Raw genomic sequence first — 14,283 nt, 5'->3', positions numbered from 1 at the left:
GAGTTCACCGGTCCCGTGCCATCGCGGAAGCGTTCTCTGTTACCGCCGCAGACTTTCCGAGGGCAGTTCCCCAAAGGTGTCCAGATACAAAGCAGAGAAACGTCCCTGATGGGAGAATCCGCAGCGCTCGGCTATCGAAATGATGGTTTGCTCGCCCGGCTCGGCCTCGAGAAGCATTTCCCGGGCACGGTCCAGCCGTACCCTCCGCAGCAGTTCCGACGGCGTTGCCCCTGTCTCGGAGCGTAGGGCGAGTTGAAGGGTGCGGACCGAAACCCCGAGGTTCTCCGCTATGTCCGGGACGGCAAGATCCTCCGATGAATGATGTTCCAGGAGCTCCCTGAAGCGCCGAATCAATCTGCTCTCAGAATCCGGGTTGCGGTCACCGCTTTCCGCGGGGGCGTCGTCCATCGCCATGAGCAGTCGGGACAGCATGGTGTCCACCAGAAGCTTCTGGACAAAAACGGGCGCGGCGCCGTCGGCCTCGCTGATCATGTCGTCGTGGAGTTCGACGACGGATCTCAGGAAAGCGCGTCCGGCGGCTGTGGCGAGGTTCATCGAATAGCCAAAGTCCACCGCCTTGCTGACAGCCTCACCATAGACCTGTTCGGCCACGGTAGCGAGTGCCAGGCGGCGCACGTAGACGATCAAATGGGGGGTTCCTTGATCCCAGGCCATTGAAAAAGGACGATCGACGGGTGGAACGGTCGCGACCCTGGGGCTGGAATCCACGGTGCTTGAGCCCACGTCCATGCGGGCGTGCCCCGCCAGTGGAATCTGGATCAGATGGAAGTTTTCCAGGCCTTGGGGGGCGATCCGGACGTCCGCACCGTAGTCCAGGTACTCGATTCCGACGTCGCCTCTGTGCAGGGAGCGTAGCTTCATGTCCACCGACGTTCCACGCGTGCGAGGAACGAGGTCGTGGCCGCAGAACAAATTGGCAATCTTCTCGTGTGCGTCATCGACGTCGGTCGTGGCGACCGTGGGGAGGCCCCTCAAGACGTCGCGCGGAAGAATCCTGACCATTGGCACCGACTTTCCCAGGGTTTCGCTTTTCGGATGTGCCCTGCGCCAAGTGGATATACCGGTTTTCAGGGTGTGAATAGAGTCACTTCTAGGACAAGTATGACGCAGGTCATGCAACAGCAACAACGAATCCACCTTAGCGAGGTGAGCGGAAATGAAGAACGTCAAGCTCGTGCACGAGCGGCGCGTGGAGTGGGAACGGACTCACCCACGGCCAATCCCAAGACCGTCCGCGAAGTAAGCGACCGTCCCACCCAAGCAATCAACCATCCCACTGATTACCGATGAAAGGTTTGGCGATGTCCGGACTCTCAGGCAGGACCGCAATCGTTACCGGAGGCGTGACAAAGATCGGCCAGGGCGTAGCTGCCGCACTACGCGACGCGGGCGCCGCCGTCGTCGTCGCAGATATTGACGCCGCAGGAGGCGCCCAGGTGGATGCCCTGGGCGGCGGCATCCACTTTTCGCAGACCGACATCACTGACGATGCGGCGCTGTCCCGCCTCATGGATGAAACTGTCGCACGGCACGGCAGCGTCGACATCCTCGTGAACCTGGCCTGCACTTATAAGGACGACGGTGCGGAATCCGGCCGGAGCGACTGGCTTGAAGCACTGAACGTCAACCTGGTCAGCGCTGTGATGGCTGCCAAGGCCGCGCGGCCCCACCTGAAGGCCTCCCGGCACGGCGCCATCGTGAACTTCACTTCGATCTCCAGTTCCGTTGCCCAGACGGGGAGATGGCTTTACCCCGCCAGCAAGGCGGCCCTTGTTCAGCTGACCAGAAGCATGGCGGTCGATTTCGCCGAGGACGGGATCAGGGTCAACTCGGTGAGTCCGGGGTGGGTCTGGAGCAACATCATGGATACCCTCAGCAACGGAAACATCGGCAAGACGGATTCTGTTGCCGCGCCGTTTCATGTGCTGAAGAGGGTTGGCCGTCCTGAGGAGATCGGCGACGTCGTCGCCTTCCTCGCAGGTGATCGGGCAAGTTTCGTCACCGGTGCTGACTGGGCGGTCGACGGCGGGTACTCCGCGTTGGGCCCGGAACGTGCCGAGGAGACCATACCCCTGCTCGCGGCTGAAGAGAGGTGAGTGCAAGTGAAGAACGTCAAGGTGGTTCACGAACCGCGCCAGGGATGGGAACAAACTTGCCCAAACCGGCGCCAAGGCCGGCCATCAACTAGTTTTCCCCTCCCAATGGGGCTGGATTCCCATACCGTGTTCGCGGCAGCGGGACCCAAATCATTCAGACATGCCGAGAAGATCTAAGGACAAAGGGGCAACAACATGACACAACGTCACATCACCATCGTTGGAGCAGGGCAGTCGGGGCTGCAACTGGGAATCGGGCTGCTGGATGGCGGGTTCGCCGTAACCATGGTTTCCAACCGAACTCCCGAGGAAATCCGGGAGGGCAAGGTCTCCTCAAGCCAGTGCATTTTCCACGACGCGCTGGAACACGAACGCAGCCTTGAACTGGATTTCTGGCCGGACGCCCCGACTGTCGACGGGATCTCGTTCACCGTTCCCCATCCTGAAAATCCGGGAGAGAAGGCCATTGGCTGGGCCTCCCGGCTGGACAACCCTGCCAAGTCGATTGACCAGCGAGTGAAATTCCCGCGCTTCATGGAAGCCTTTGTTCAACGAGGCGGCGAACTGATATTTGAGGATGCGGGAGTAGAGGAACTCGAAAGATACACACGGGAATCGGATCTCGTCATTGTCGCAGCGGGTAAGGGCGAAATTGCGCAGCTCTTCACCCGGGACGCCGGGCGAAGCACCTACGACGCACCGCAGCGAGCACTTGCGCTGACGTACGTGAACGGCATGACGCCCCGGGAGGAATATTCTGCCGTTTCCTTCAACCTCATCCCCGGGGTCGGGGAATACTTCGCCTTCCCCGCGCTGACAACCACGGGACCCTGCGAAATCATGGTCTTCGAAGGCATTCCAGGCGGCCCGATGGACTGCTGGAAAGGCCTCACGCCGCAGGAGCACTTGGAAACCTCCAAGAACATCCTCAAAGCCTTCCTCCCGTGGGAAGCAGACCGTGCTTCCGGCGTCGAACTCACCGATTCGAACGGTTTCCTGCAGGGACGGTTCCCGCCGACGGTCCGCCACCCCATCGCTACGTTGCCCAGCGGCAGGCAGGTGCTGGGCCTGGCCGACGTCGTGGTCCTCAACGATCCAATTACCGGCCAAGGATCCAATAACGCCAGCAAATGCGCAGCTTCCTACCTGAAGAGCATCAAAGAACACGGTGACGGCGTCTTCGACGCTGCCTTCATGCAGGCCACCTTCGAAAGCTACTGGAATTACGCCAAGCACGTAGCCCAATGGACAAATGCCCTCCTCGCGCCGCCCCCGCCGCATGTCCTGGAGCTTCTTGGTGCAGCGAACCAGTCGGCGGAAATCGCCAACCGGTTCGTGAACGGATTCAACAACCCGCCGGACTTCCAGGAGTGGTTCATGTCCCCGGACAAGGCGGCCGCCTACTTGGCGAGCGTCGACGCCGCCAGGGTCTCCTAGCCACGCCCTCTGGCAATTTGCTGAACAACGTCGTGTGAAGGAAGTCTGGAAATGCGAAAGATTGCAATTATCGGTGCGGGCGAATCCGGCGCCCAGCTGGCCCTGGGCCTGCAGCGGGAGGGGTACGCGATTACGCTCTTCTCGGATCGCTCAGCCATCCAAATCCGGACGGGCAAGGTCATGTCCAGCCAGTGCATGTTTGCCACCGCCCTCGCCGCGGAGGCCCAGCTGGGCCCGGCGCTAAGCGGACTCTATGACAGCGGGGCGGTGCCCGCCATCAATGCCATCCGAGTGCGGGTCGACGGGGGAGGCTCGGCGGATCCGATTGACTGGGAGGCCCCCTTGGATGCGCCGGCACGCTCGATCGACCAGCGGATCAAGAGTGCCGCGTGGATCGAGGCATTCGTAGCCGCCGGCGGGGACTTCCGAATCGAGAAGGTCACTCCGCGCATGCTCGAGGAACTCGCACGCGACTACGAACTGGTCATCGTCAGCACCGGCAAGGGCGAGATCGGCCAGATCTTTCCCAGGGACAAGGCCAAGTCACCCTTCGATCGTCCACAGCGGGTCCTCGCGCTCAACTATGTCAGCGTTGGCAAGCCGGGCGGGGAGCAGCCTGGGGCGGAAGAAGAGCCCGGTGCCGGAGAGCTGCCGGGGCAGCGCGATGACAGCATTCGCATGTCCATGGTGCCCGGGGTCGGGGAGTTCTTCACTTTTCCCGGACTGACCGTCTCAGGGCCCTGCCAAATGATGGTCTTCGAGGGAGTCGTGGGTGGTCCTATGGACCGCTGGAGCGACGTCCGCACGCCGGTCGAGCAGCTTCAGCGTTCACTGGAAATCCTGGAGGAACACTTCCCGCATGAAGCAAAGAACTTTGCGGATGCAGTCCTCACGGACGAAGGTGCGACTCTCCTGGGACGCATCACCCCTACCGTGCGTTCCGCAGTGGGGGAGTTGGGCAACGGCGGACTGGTTTTCGGCCTCGGAGATGCGGTGCTGCTCAACGACCCGCTCACGGGCCAAGGCTCAAACAACGCAACCTTGGCTTCCCGGTACTACCTGGACTCCATCGTTCGCAGGGGGCAGGAAGCCTTCGACCGGAAATGGATGGAAAGGACCTTCGACGAATTCTGGCGTGGCTGGGGTCAATGGGCGGTCACGTGGACGAATGACATGCTCAAGCCACGCAGGGAACACCAAAAGGCGGCGTTGGGCGAGGCCTCGGAGCATCCTGCCCTGGCTTCAAGCATCGCGGCCGGATTTGATGATCCCCGAACCTTCCATCCATGGTGGTTTGACCCCGCGGCAGCGGAAGATTTCGTGCAGTCCAAGAAATCGGAAGACTCCGCCGCCTTTGACCTGAGGGACTTCAGGGGCGCGCTTGGACAGTTTGCCACCGGCGTCACCGTGGTCACCACCCTTGCGGCGGACGGACGGAAAGTGGGCATGACCGCCAACTCCTTCACCTCCGTCTCCATGGAACCCCCTCTGGTGCTGTGGTGCCCCAGCAAGCGGGCTCCAAGCCTCACCGACTTTGAGGAATCCACCTATTTCGCGATCAACATCCTTGCGAGCGACCAGCACGTGCTGTCGCGGCAATTCGCCACTCCCTCTATCGACAAGTTCGAGGGAGCCGAGACATCGGAAGGAATTGCGGGAGTTCCACTGTTGGACGGGGCGGTGGCCACATTCCAGTGCAGGACCGTATCCCGGCACGACGCCGGCGACCATGTGATCTACGTGGGCGTGGTGGAGAAATACGAAAACCCGGGCGGGGCGCCCCTGGTGTTCCACGGCGGGAAGTACCACGCCACCGCCAGCCATCCGGACTTCTGAGAGAGGAGGCACCGCATGACCTCCATTGAAATAGCGATCATCGGTTCAGGGATCAATTCCCTGGTGGCCGCAGCGGAGCTCGCCCTCGCGGGGAAGCAGGTGTGCCTGATCGAACGGCAGGACAGGCTCGGCGGCTTCATCCACTCCTCGGAACGGACACTGCCGGGCTTTGTCCACGACACCTTTTCCTCGTGGCATCCCTTGTTCGTGTCGGGAGGCGCCTATCAGTCCTTGGGACGGGAACTGCATGCCAGGGGGCTGGAATACTGCAACACGGACGGCGCCGTAACAGCCAGCGTGGCTGGCGACCCCCGGACCGGCGCACAGCGGGTTGTCATAGCCCACCGCGACCCGAGTGTCACTGCGGCGGGGCTCCATGCCCCGGAGGACGAAGGCGCTTACCTCACGATGCTGGAAGATCTCGGCCGTAACGCCGGCACCGTTTTCGGTGCGTTCGGCGCTGAACTTCGATCCTTCAAGCAGGTCCTGAAAATCGCCTTCGGCGCCTTGAAGGGAGGGAAGATCAAGGGCACGGAGGCGTTCGTGCGGGACTCAGTGATGAGCGGCCGGAACTACCTCAGGAGCCGGTTCGACGGGTGGGAGGCAGACCAGCTCTGGTCCCCATGGCTGCTCCATGCCGGTCTTGGCCCAGACCAGGCCACTGGCGGCGTCATGTTGCCCGTCATGGCCATGAGCATGCACGCCTACGGCCTTCCCGTGGTCAAAGGTGGTGCCTCGAACTTTGTTGCCGCCTTTGAGTCCCTGCTACGTGAAAAAGGCGTACGGATTCTGTTGGATACAGATGTGGACGAAGTCCTCGTGGAAGCCGGCAAAGTTGTGGGCCTCAAGACGTCCAACGGCCCCATCGACACGAACACGGTCCTTGCCAACGTCTCTCCGCAAGCCCTGTACTCCCGGCTGCTCAGCCAAGCACCGGACGGCACAGCCAAAGCCGCCGTACGGTACCAGAACGGCCGCGGCGCAATGCAGATCCACCTCGCTCTGGACAAACCCGTGGAATGGCTGGACGCCAGGCTGAACGCGGTTCCCCTCGTGCACGTGAGCAACGGCTCCGACAGTACAGGCATAGCGTGCGCCCAGGCCGAAGCGGGTCTGCTGCCGGCGGAACCGACCGTGGTGGTCGGGCAGCAGTGCGTACTCGACCCTTCCCGGGCCCCCCGTGGCAAGGCGACGCTCTGGGTGCAACTGCAGGAAGTGCCCTTCGCGCCCAAAGGGGATGCCGCAGGGGTGCTTGCCGTGGACGACGGTTGGTCCGTAGAGCTGAAGGAACAGTACATGGAACGTGTCCTGTCGCGGATTGAACACTTCGCGCCGGGTACGCGGGACTCTGTGCTGGCATGGGACATCTTGGCACCCACTGACCTGGCCTCGGAGAACCCCAACGCCGTCAAAGGCGACCCCTACGGGGGATCTGCTGAGCTCTTCCAGAATCTGCTGTGGCGTCCCTTCCCTGAGGCCGCAGGACACAGGACCCCGATCAGGGGGTTGTGGCATATAGGCGCTTCAACCCACCCCGGTCCCGGGCTTTCCGGCGGCTCGGGTCACCTCGTAGCCCAAAGACTGAACAAATCATCAAAACCATAGGAGAACAAATGTCTGTCCTCAGCGGGCTCATGGCGGCCCTGTCCGATGGCTCGATCGAAGTCATCGACCTTACGACACCCCTCAGCGGTGATACCCCCGTACTTAGCCTGCCGCAGCCGCTCGCCAACACTGTAGGTCTCACGCTCTCGCCGCTGAGCAATTTCGACGACGCCGGACCCGCCTGGGCGTGGAACAACGTCACCGTCGGTGAGCATGCCGGCACCCACTTGGATGCACCTGTCCACTGGATTACGGGCCGCGAGGGAAAGTCGGTGGACCGGATCGAGCCCCGGCGCCTGGTGGGCCCCGCCGTCGTCATCGACAAGAGGGCCGAGGTAGCTCAGGACCCTGATTTTCTGCTCGAACCGGAGCACCTTGAACAGTGGCAACGAGAGCACGGTCAACTGCCCGAGAACTGCTGGGTGATCTTCAGGACCGGCTGGTCCGCCCGCGGACGAAATGCGGCGGACTTCGTCAATGCAGACGAAAGCGGTCCGCATACTCCCGGAGTTTCTGTTGCAGGCGCCAAGTGGATTGCCGGCAACGACAGAATCAGCGGGTTCGGCGTGGAAACCGTTGGCATCGATGCCGGCCAGGCGGCAAACATGGACCCCATGTTCCCGGTCCATTCCTTCCTCCTCGGGGCGGACAAATACGGAGTGACATCGCTCCGGCAGCTAGACCGCCTCCCGGTCGTAGGCGCCACCCTGGTGGTCGCGCCGTTGCCGATCGTTGGTGGAACCGGCAGCCCGAGCCGTGTCTACGCCTTGGTGGAGGCTTCATGAACGGGAAGGCTCAAGTGTCCGTGCTGGTAGGGAGGACCCTCGCCCGCTTGGGAGTCGGACACGTCTTCGGCGTTGTTGGCAGCGGCAACTTTGAGGTCACCAATGCCCTCATCAAGGAAGGGATTCCCTATACCGCGGCCAGGCACGAGGGCGGGGCGGCCACCATGGCTGATGCCTACACCAGGATGTCCGGGAAGGTGGGCGTGGTGACAACCCACCAGGGTTGCGGTTTGAGCAACGCCATCACGGGAATCGGTGAAGCAGCGAAGAGCCGCACGCCCCTCATCGTGCTCACTGCCGACACCCAGGCCGCCGCGATCCGGTCGAACTTCAAGATTGACCAGGACGCGCTTGCCCGAAGCGTCGGGGCTGTGGCCGAACGGATCCACTCAGCCGACACCGCAATCGCAGACACGGTGAGGGCCTTCCGGACCGCCGTCAATGAACGTCGCACCGTTGTCCTCAACCTGCCCCTCGACGTGCAAAACGCAACGGCGCCGGATCTGCTTGGCGATATTGGGATTCAGGAACCATCCCGGATCAGGCCCGATGCCGCTGCCGTGGAAAAACTTGTGGGCCTGATTGCCGAGGCCCGCCGTCCGGTCTTCGTCGCGGGACGCGGCGGGAGGAGCGCCAGGGACTCCATACTGGCATTGGCCCGGCATGCGGGGGCGCTCGTGGCAACTTCCGCCGTCGCAAGCGGCCTGTTCAACGGCGATTCACACAACCTGGGCATTTCCGGTGGCTTTTCGTCCCCGGTTACTGCGGAGCTCATCAGCGGAGCGGACCTCATTGTCGGATGGGGCTGCACCTTGAACATGTGGACCATGCGGCACGGAAGGCTGATCTCCGCCGGCACCAAAGTGATCCAGATCGACGTCGAAGACGCAGCCCTGGCCGCCAACCGGCCGATCACCCTCGGCGTGCTGGGCGACTCTGCCCTCGTGGCGGAGGACGCCGTGGCGGCCTTGCGCAGGATCCAGCCGGCCTCCGCGGAAAAGTACCGCACCGAGCAGAACGCGTTGATCATCAAGCAAGGCTCACGGTGGCGGGACGTTGAAACACCGGACCTGTCCACGGCGACGTCCATCGATCCGCGGGTGATCAGCCGGGAACTCGATTCGATCCTCCCGGCTGACAGGATTGTCGCCGTCGACTCGGGCAACTTCATGGGATACCCGAGTCAATATCTGGCGGTGCCGGACGAGTTTGGCTTCTGCTTCACCCAGGCCTTCCAGGCAATCGGCCTGGGCCTGTACACGGCCATAGGTGCAGCCGTCGCCCGCCCGGATCGCCTGCCTGTCCTCGGCGCAGGGGATGGCGGGTTCCTGATGGGCATCACGGAACTGGAAACGGCCGTGCGCCTCAAGCTGCCCCTCGTCTGCATCGTCTACAACGACGCCGCCTACGGCGCCGAGGTCCACCACTTCGCCGAACACCACGAGGACGCAGAGCTGGGCACCGTGTGCTTCCCGGATACCGACGTGGCAGCCATCGCCAGGGGATACGGCGCCGACGGCGTCACGGTCCGCACGGTGGATGACCTCCAGCCGGTGCGTGACTGGGTTGCTTTGTACCGCAACGGGAAGCAGGAACGCCCTCTCGTGATCGATGCAAAGATCGCCTCGGATGGCGGATCCTGGTGGCTGGCGGAGGCGTTCCAAGGCCACTGACCCATCATCGGCCTGGAACCCGCAGGCCGGGCCGTCAACGAAGGGGCGTTGATTCAGCGAAGGGGCCGGGGCCGGCACAACGGGCCCGGCCCCTTCGGGCGGCTGTGCTGTCCGGACTAATTTGCGCCGACGACGGACAAGGCGTAGCGCTGGGCCTTGGGTCCAAGGAGTTCGTGCAATCTTGTAAATAGTTGCTGGGCGGCGAGGCCGTGCCAGTTATCGGGCAGGTACTCCTGGGGAAGTCCAGGGTCCATGTAGGGCAGCCGACGCCATTGGGTGACCATGGGGACATAGTCGGCGAAGGCCTGCTTCAGCAGCTCGGGGGACTCGGAATCCTCTTGTTCGTGCTGCAACCACCGCTGGAGGACAGGCTCGTGCTGCTCCATGAAGTCGGTGTAGAGCGCTTCAAGCGAGGGCAGGTCCCACCATTGCCCCACTTTCTCGTGGATGTGTCCCTCGGTCAGGTGAGTCGCCTTGAACAGATCGACATAGTCCATGAGGCCGGCGCGTCGAAGTAGTTGTTCCACCTCGTGTGCCAAATTGCCGGGTGCGATCCACAGCCCCGGGGACACCTGGCCGCACCCGATACGGGTCAGAATGGTCCTCAGCTTGTGCCGTAGGTGCCTCTGGGCCTCGGGGACAGAGAACGACGCCAGGAGCCAGGCGTCGTCCTTCTTGGCGCGGCGCGGAGCGAAAATACGTTCGTCGCCTGCCGTGAAGACGTCCTCAAGTTCGGGTGAAAGCTTGTAGGCAGCGGAGCCTCCACGCTTCAAGCTGACGAGCACGCCGCGCTTCTTCAGCCGCGACACGGAAGACCGTACACCTGCCGACTCCACTCCCAGGTCGCCTAGAAGCTGGATGAGGTCGGCAACAGCGAATGTCCCGTCCTGGTTGCGGGCGTAGAGGCCATACACGGTAACGATCAGGTGTTGATGGCGTGGCATCGGGGCAACGTCGGGGACAGCATCGGCGTTGGCCATTCAGTACTACCTCTATTGGTTCGGGTTTCAGTGACAGTCATAGGCTACATCGGCAGGCCCCGGTGTCAGATGAACGTCAGGCCGGCCCAGGCAGTTGCAACAGGTGTGCTGCCACCAAACACGGCCCTGAACTCTTCCTCAAGCAAGGCCCTCACGGACAGTTCGTGGGCATTTCCCTTGTCTTCTTCAAAGCGTGAACCAGACATCGTCGTCTCCTTGGAAATGCAAGTAGAACGGAACACTCTTGTGTCCGCGATACATGCGGCATGAATCAAGTGTATGACGCTATGGTGACGCTCGTAAATACTTCTCTATATATTGTTATGGTTGAGAAATTAGGACCGTCAGGAGTTTCGATCCTGGGGTTCGGAATGTCGAGAGGAGCCGCTATGGAGCGCATGTCCCGCATAAGTCCCCGCGCCAGTGTCGAGCGCACAGTGGAGTGGGTGGATACCGATGCGTCCGGGCATCAACACAATTCGGCGATCATGCGCTGGGTGGAGTCTGCCGAGGCGGAGCTCTTCCTGCGCAGGCTCCAGCTGCCCGACTATTTTCCCAGCGTGCCTCGCGTCCACCAGGAGATCCACTTCAAAGCCAAGTTGTGGTTCGGGCAGCGCATCACTGCAACAGTGGGTATTTCCAAGCTGGGTAGGGCTTCCATGACATATGCCTTTGAGGTTCGAAGTCATCCGCACGGCGAACTGCCTGGTGGCCTTGCCGCCTTCGGTACAGTGACGGTCGCCCACGTCCCGCCCGGGTCCGACAAAGCGCAACCCTGGCCTGCCGCCGTCGTGGATGCGGTTGCCTCTCAGCACGCGGAGTAGCAGGCCCGCGCAAGCAGGGCGGATTGCGGCGCAAAAGAACCTCCGGCGATCCCAGCGGCTCAATCCGAGCGTGCCTGCGTCACCGGAGGTTCCGGTCCCGAGGGTGGGGAGTCCCCGCCGTCGGAATTCTTAAGTCGGCCTTCAGCGATCCTGGATGACGGCGACTCCCTGGATCTCGATCATGGCTTCCTTCTGCCACAGGCGGGTAACGCCGATTCCTGCCATTGCGGGATACTCCGAGCCTGCCATTTCGCGCCAGATCCGCCCGATTTCCCTCCCGTTGGCAATGTAGTCGTCCACATCGGTCAGGTAGATGGTGACGCTCACCAGATCTTCGGGTTGGCCGCCGGCTTCCGCCAGGGTGGTCAGGACGTTCGAGAACGCCTGCCTGAACTGTTCCACGATGCCGCCGGGGACGATGTGCATGTCGCGATCGAGTGCGGTCTGGCCTCCGAGGTAAACCGCGTTTCCGGCGAGGATGCCGTGGGCGTAACCGGACGGCGCGGGCAGTGTTTCGGGGTTGACGGTCCTCTTGCTCATGGTGCTCCTCCTGAAAATGAGTGGTGGTTCCTATGGATGAAAAAGACCCTTGTTCGGATCGATTCCGTCGTGCTACCTTGAGCATATGTGACGACCGTAAAAAAGTCGACATATCAATAATCTCACGCAACCTGGCACGGACCGAAGGGAATCGGACGGATGAAACTTGCCACACTCCGCACAAGTTGGGGCGGCACGACGGCGGTCATCGGGCTTGGCGCCGATGCGTTTCTGCCGTTGTCCTACCCGAACGTTGGAGCCCTTCTGGCCGATCCGAACTGGCGCGCTACCGTCGAGGCCGCGGTTGGGGGATCGAAAGCCGGCAGGACGACGATTGATGCCGGTAGTGCAATATTTGCGCCACTGGTGCCCGAGGCGGGGAAGGTCATCTGCTGCGGCTTGAACTATGGTGACCACATCCAGGAGATGGGCCGGGATCTTCCCGAATACCCGACGCTCTTCGCCAAGCACGCGGACACACTGACGGGCGCAACCGACGTGATCGACATCCGGGGAAGCGAAAAGGTCGACTGGGAAGCAGAACTGGCTGTCGTCGTCGGAAGCCCGCTCTTTAAGGCCGGCGAAGAGCAGGCCAAGGAGGCGATCGCTGGCTACACCGTGGCCAACGATGTTTCGATGCGCGACTGGCAGAACCGCACCCTGCAATGGTTCCAAGGAAAGGCCTTCGACGCGACAACCCCGGTCGGCCCGGTGATGCTCACGCCCGAGGACGTCGCTGGAGACTTTGAGGTCCGCGGTTACGTGAACGGCGAACTCGTCCAGGAAGGGAACACCCGCACACTGGTCTTCGGACCTGCGCGCCTCTTGTCCTATATCTCACAATTCACCATCCTTCGCCCGGGAGACCTCGTCCTCACGGGTACCCCCGGGGGAGTGGGAATGGGAATGACCCCTCCCCGCTTCCTGCAGGACGGAGACGTCCTGACGACCGAAATATCAGGCATCGGACGCCTGGAAAACCCGATCCGTATCCATTCGAACGATGGCGCGGCCACCCCACGCATCCCCGCGCCCACCACAAACACCAAGGAGTGAAGACCATGACCGACCTCACTACAGAGACCCAGTACCGGACCGAGGGAGACAACTCCATCTACGCGGGAGCCGACGGCAAAGTTGTTCCTGTCGTCACCCGGGCCGGGCAGGAAGACACCAACACTGCCCAGTCCGGAGACTGTGTCCGGGTATCCGGCGTCTCGATACAACACACCCCGGCAACGAAGATCTGGTTCGGACAAGTTTCCAACGTCCCCGGATACCGCTCCTTGCCCCACCACCACGGCGAAGCCGAAACCGGCGGATACGTATTGCGGGGCCACGGCCGGATCTACTACGGCGACAACTTCTCCGAGTACCAGGACATGAAGGCAGGGGACTGGGTATTCGTTCCTCCGTTCATGCCCCATGTCGAGGCGAACATGTCCGTGACAGAGGAACTGGTCTGGCTCACGACCCGCACGCCGGAGAACATCGTGGTCAACCTCGAAGATGTTGCAGATGACACCCTCGCCGGTTATCGCCGGGCGTAGCACCATGAATGCGACAACGCCGGCCCAGACCCTGACATCAGCGACGTTTCTCCGCGCCGTGGAACTGACTCCGGTTCCGGCCCAAGTGCACGAGGAGGCATACGAGGCCACCACCCAGTACGTTCCCTGGCCCAAGGCTTACGGCGGAGACATGGTGGCACAGTCGGCCGCTGCCATGATGCGCTCGGTCGACGCTGATCGGGCGCTCCATTCCATGCACAGCTACTTCATGCGTCCCGTGGATGTTGGATCAACCGTGCGCTACGAAGTCGAGCACCTGCGCGATGGCCGCGGCTACTCCACACGAAGCGTGCGCGGCTATCAAAACGGGAAGACAGTCTTCGCGGCGATGGGATCCTTCCAGGTTCCGGAAGGCGGAACCGATTACCAGACCCCTGTTCCCGCGGAAGCAGCCCCCGCGGAACTCGATCCGGAATCGCAGCGCAGTGCGGCCGAGGTCCTCGCCGGCGTCGAAGGCCGCGCCGCTGAGTACTGGTCCACCGGTCGCAGCTTCGACATGCGTCACGTCCCGGGCCCGGTCTACGTGGAGGTCGAAGGGGGACGGGAGGCCCATCAGGCCATCTGGGTGAAGGCCTTCGATGGCCTGCCCGACCTCGGCGACGAGCGACTGAACTCCAATCTGCACCGCGCAGCCCTTGCGTACGTCTGCGACTACACCATCCTGGAGCCTCTCCTCCGGGTCCAGGGCCTGCACTGGTCCTCGCCCGGCCTCACCACGGCCAGCCTGGACCACTCCATGTGGTTCCACCGCGACGGAAGAGCCGACGAATGGGTCCTTTACGTGCAGAAGGCCATCTCCGGCCAGAGCAACCGGGGAATGGCTCTTGGCCACTTCTTCGACCGGGACGGCCGCCTGTTGGCCACCGTCGCCCAAGAAGGCATGATCCGGCCCGGATCCTAATCCGACATCAGAAG

Annotated in this window: 14 protein-coding genes; 10 read left to right on the top strand and 4 right to left on the bottom strand. The window is 62.4% G+C overall.

Features of this window, described 5'->3' with window-relative positions:
* Positions 1–39: 39 nt before the first annotated feature.
* Complete coding sequence (locus AC1DJW_RS13095) at positions 40–1,023, bottom strand: AraC family transcriptional regulator (protein WP_476901602.1); 984 nt, start codon at positions 1,021–1,023, stop codon at positions 40–42.
* Between the two features lie 299 nt (positions 1,024–1,322).
* On the opposite strand from AC1DJW_RS13095, the gene AC1DJW_RS13090 reads away from it, so the two are divergent.
* From AC1DJW_RS13090 to AC1DJW_RS13065, 6 genes are all read left to right on the top strand, one after another.
* Complete coding sequence (locus AC1DJW_RS13090; protein WP_390280451.1) at positions 1,323–2,117, top strand: SDR family oxidoreductase; 795 nt, start codon at positions 1,323–1,325, stop codon at positions 2,115–2,117.
* Between the two features lie 195 nt (positions 2,118–2,312).
* Complete coding sequence (locus AC1DJW_RS13085; protein WP_284753018.1) at positions 2,313–3,554, top strand: styrene monooxygenase/indole monooxygenase family protein; 1,242 nt, start codon at positions 2,313–2,315, stop codon at positions 3,552–3,554.
* 51 nt (positions 3,555–3,605) lie between these two features.
* Positions 3,606–5,390: a flavin reductase gene (locus tag AC1DJW_RS13080; protein ID WP_476901601.1), complete on the top strand. Its 1,785-nt coding sequence runs from the start codon at positions 3,606–3,608 to the stop codon at positions 5,388–5,390.
* A gap of 15 nt (positions 5,391–5,405) precedes the next feature.
* Positions 5,406–6,995, top strand: a complete 1,590-nt coding sequence (locus tag AC1DJW_RS13075) for a phytoene desaturase family protein (protein ID WP_459341858.1) — start codon at positions 5,406–5,408, stop codon at positions 6,993–6,995.
* 8 nt (positions 6,996–7,003) lie between these two features.
* Positions 7,004–7,780 carry a cyclase family protein gene (locus AC1DJW_RS13070; protein ID WP_476901600.1) on the top strand — a complete coding sequence of 259 codons (777 nt, stop codon included), beginning with the start codon at positions 7,004–7,006 and terminating at the stop codon, positions 7,778–7,780.
* Positions 7,777–9,453, top strand: coding sequence for a thiamine pyrophosphate-binding protein (locus tag AC1DJW_RS13065; RefSeq protein ID WP_476901599.1), 1,677 nt, complete (start codon positions 7,777–7,779; stop codon positions 9,451–9,453). The genes AC1DJW_RS13070 and AC1DJW_RS13065 overlap by 4 nt, the downstream gene beginning before the upstream one ends.
* Before the next feature lie 116 nt (positions 9,454–9,569).
* Here AC1DJW_RS13065 and AC1DJW_RS13060 read toward each other — a convergent pair whose 3' ends face one another.
* Together AC1DJW_RS13060 and AC1DJW_RS13055 are read right to left on the bottom strand one after the other, a co-directional pair.
* Positions 9,570–10,433: a PaaX family transcriptional regulator gene (locus AC1DJW_RS13060; RefSeq protein WP_476901598.1), complete on the bottom strand. Its 864-nt coding sequence runs from the start codon at positions 10,431–10,433 to the stop codon at positions 9,570–9,572.
* 65 nt (positions 10,434–10,498) lie between these two features.
* On the bottom strand, positions 10,499–10,639 hold the full coding sequence (locus AC1DJW_RS13055) for a hypothetical protein (RefSeq protein ID WP_390280439.1): 141 nt from the start codon (positions 10,637–10,639) through the stop codon (positions 10,499–10,501).
* 192 nt (positions 10,640–10,831) lie between these two features.
* Between AC1DJW_RS13055 and AC1DJW_RS13050 the strand changes: the two genes are divergently transcribed.
* A complete protein-coding gene (locus AC1DJW_RS13050) occupies positions 10,832–11,257 on the top strand; it encodes an acyl-CoA thioesterase (RefSeq protein WP_459341855.1) in 426 nt (141 codons plus the stop codon).
* A gap of 141 nt (positions 11,258–11,398) precedes the next feature.
* Here AC1DJW_RS13050 and AC1DJW_RS13045 read toward each other — a convergent pair whose 3' ends face one another.
* Positions 11,399–11,797: a RidA family protein gene (locus AC1DJW_RS13045; RefSeq protein WP_390280437.1), complete on the bottom strand. Its 399-nt coding sequence runs from the start codon at positions 11,795–11,797 to the stop codon at positions 11,399–11,401.
* 159 nt (positions 11,798–11,956) lie between these two features.
* Here AC1DJW_RS13045 and AC1DJW_RS13040 point away from each other — a divergent pair, with 159 nt between their 5' ends.
* The 3 genes from AC1DJW_RS13040 to AC1DJW_RS13030 are packed head-to-tail and all read left to right on the top strand — an operon-like array spanning position 11,957 to position 14,269.
* The gene (locus AC1DJW_RS13040; RefSeq protein ID WP_476901597.1) at positions 11,957–12,853 is read left to right on the top strand and encodes a fumarylacetoacetate hydrolase family protein; all 897 of its coding nucleotides are present in this window, start codon (positions 11,957–11,959) and stop codon (positions 12,851–12,853) included.
* Positions 12,854–12,858: 5 nt separating this feature from the next.
* A complete protein-coding gene (locus AC1DJW_RS13035; RefSeq protein ID WP_476901596.1) occupies positions 12,859–13,347 on the top strand; it encodes a cupin domain-containing protein in 489 nt (162 codons plus the stop codon).
* A gap of 4 nt (positions 13,348–13,351) precedes the next feature.
* Positions 13,352–14,269: an acyl-CoA thioesterase gene (locus AC1DJW_RS13030; RefSeq protein ID WP_476901595.1), complete on the top strand. Its 918-nt coding sequence runs from the start codon at positions 13,352–13,354 to the stop codon at positions 14,267–14,269.
* The last annotated feature ends 14 nt before the right edge of the window (positions 14,270–14,283 follow it).

The sequence above is a fragment of the Arthrobacter sp. 05L417 genome, from assembly GCF_056397865.1.
Note: the sequence above shows the minus strand (reverse complement) of the source record. Positions and strands in the feature narration are given on the sequence as shown.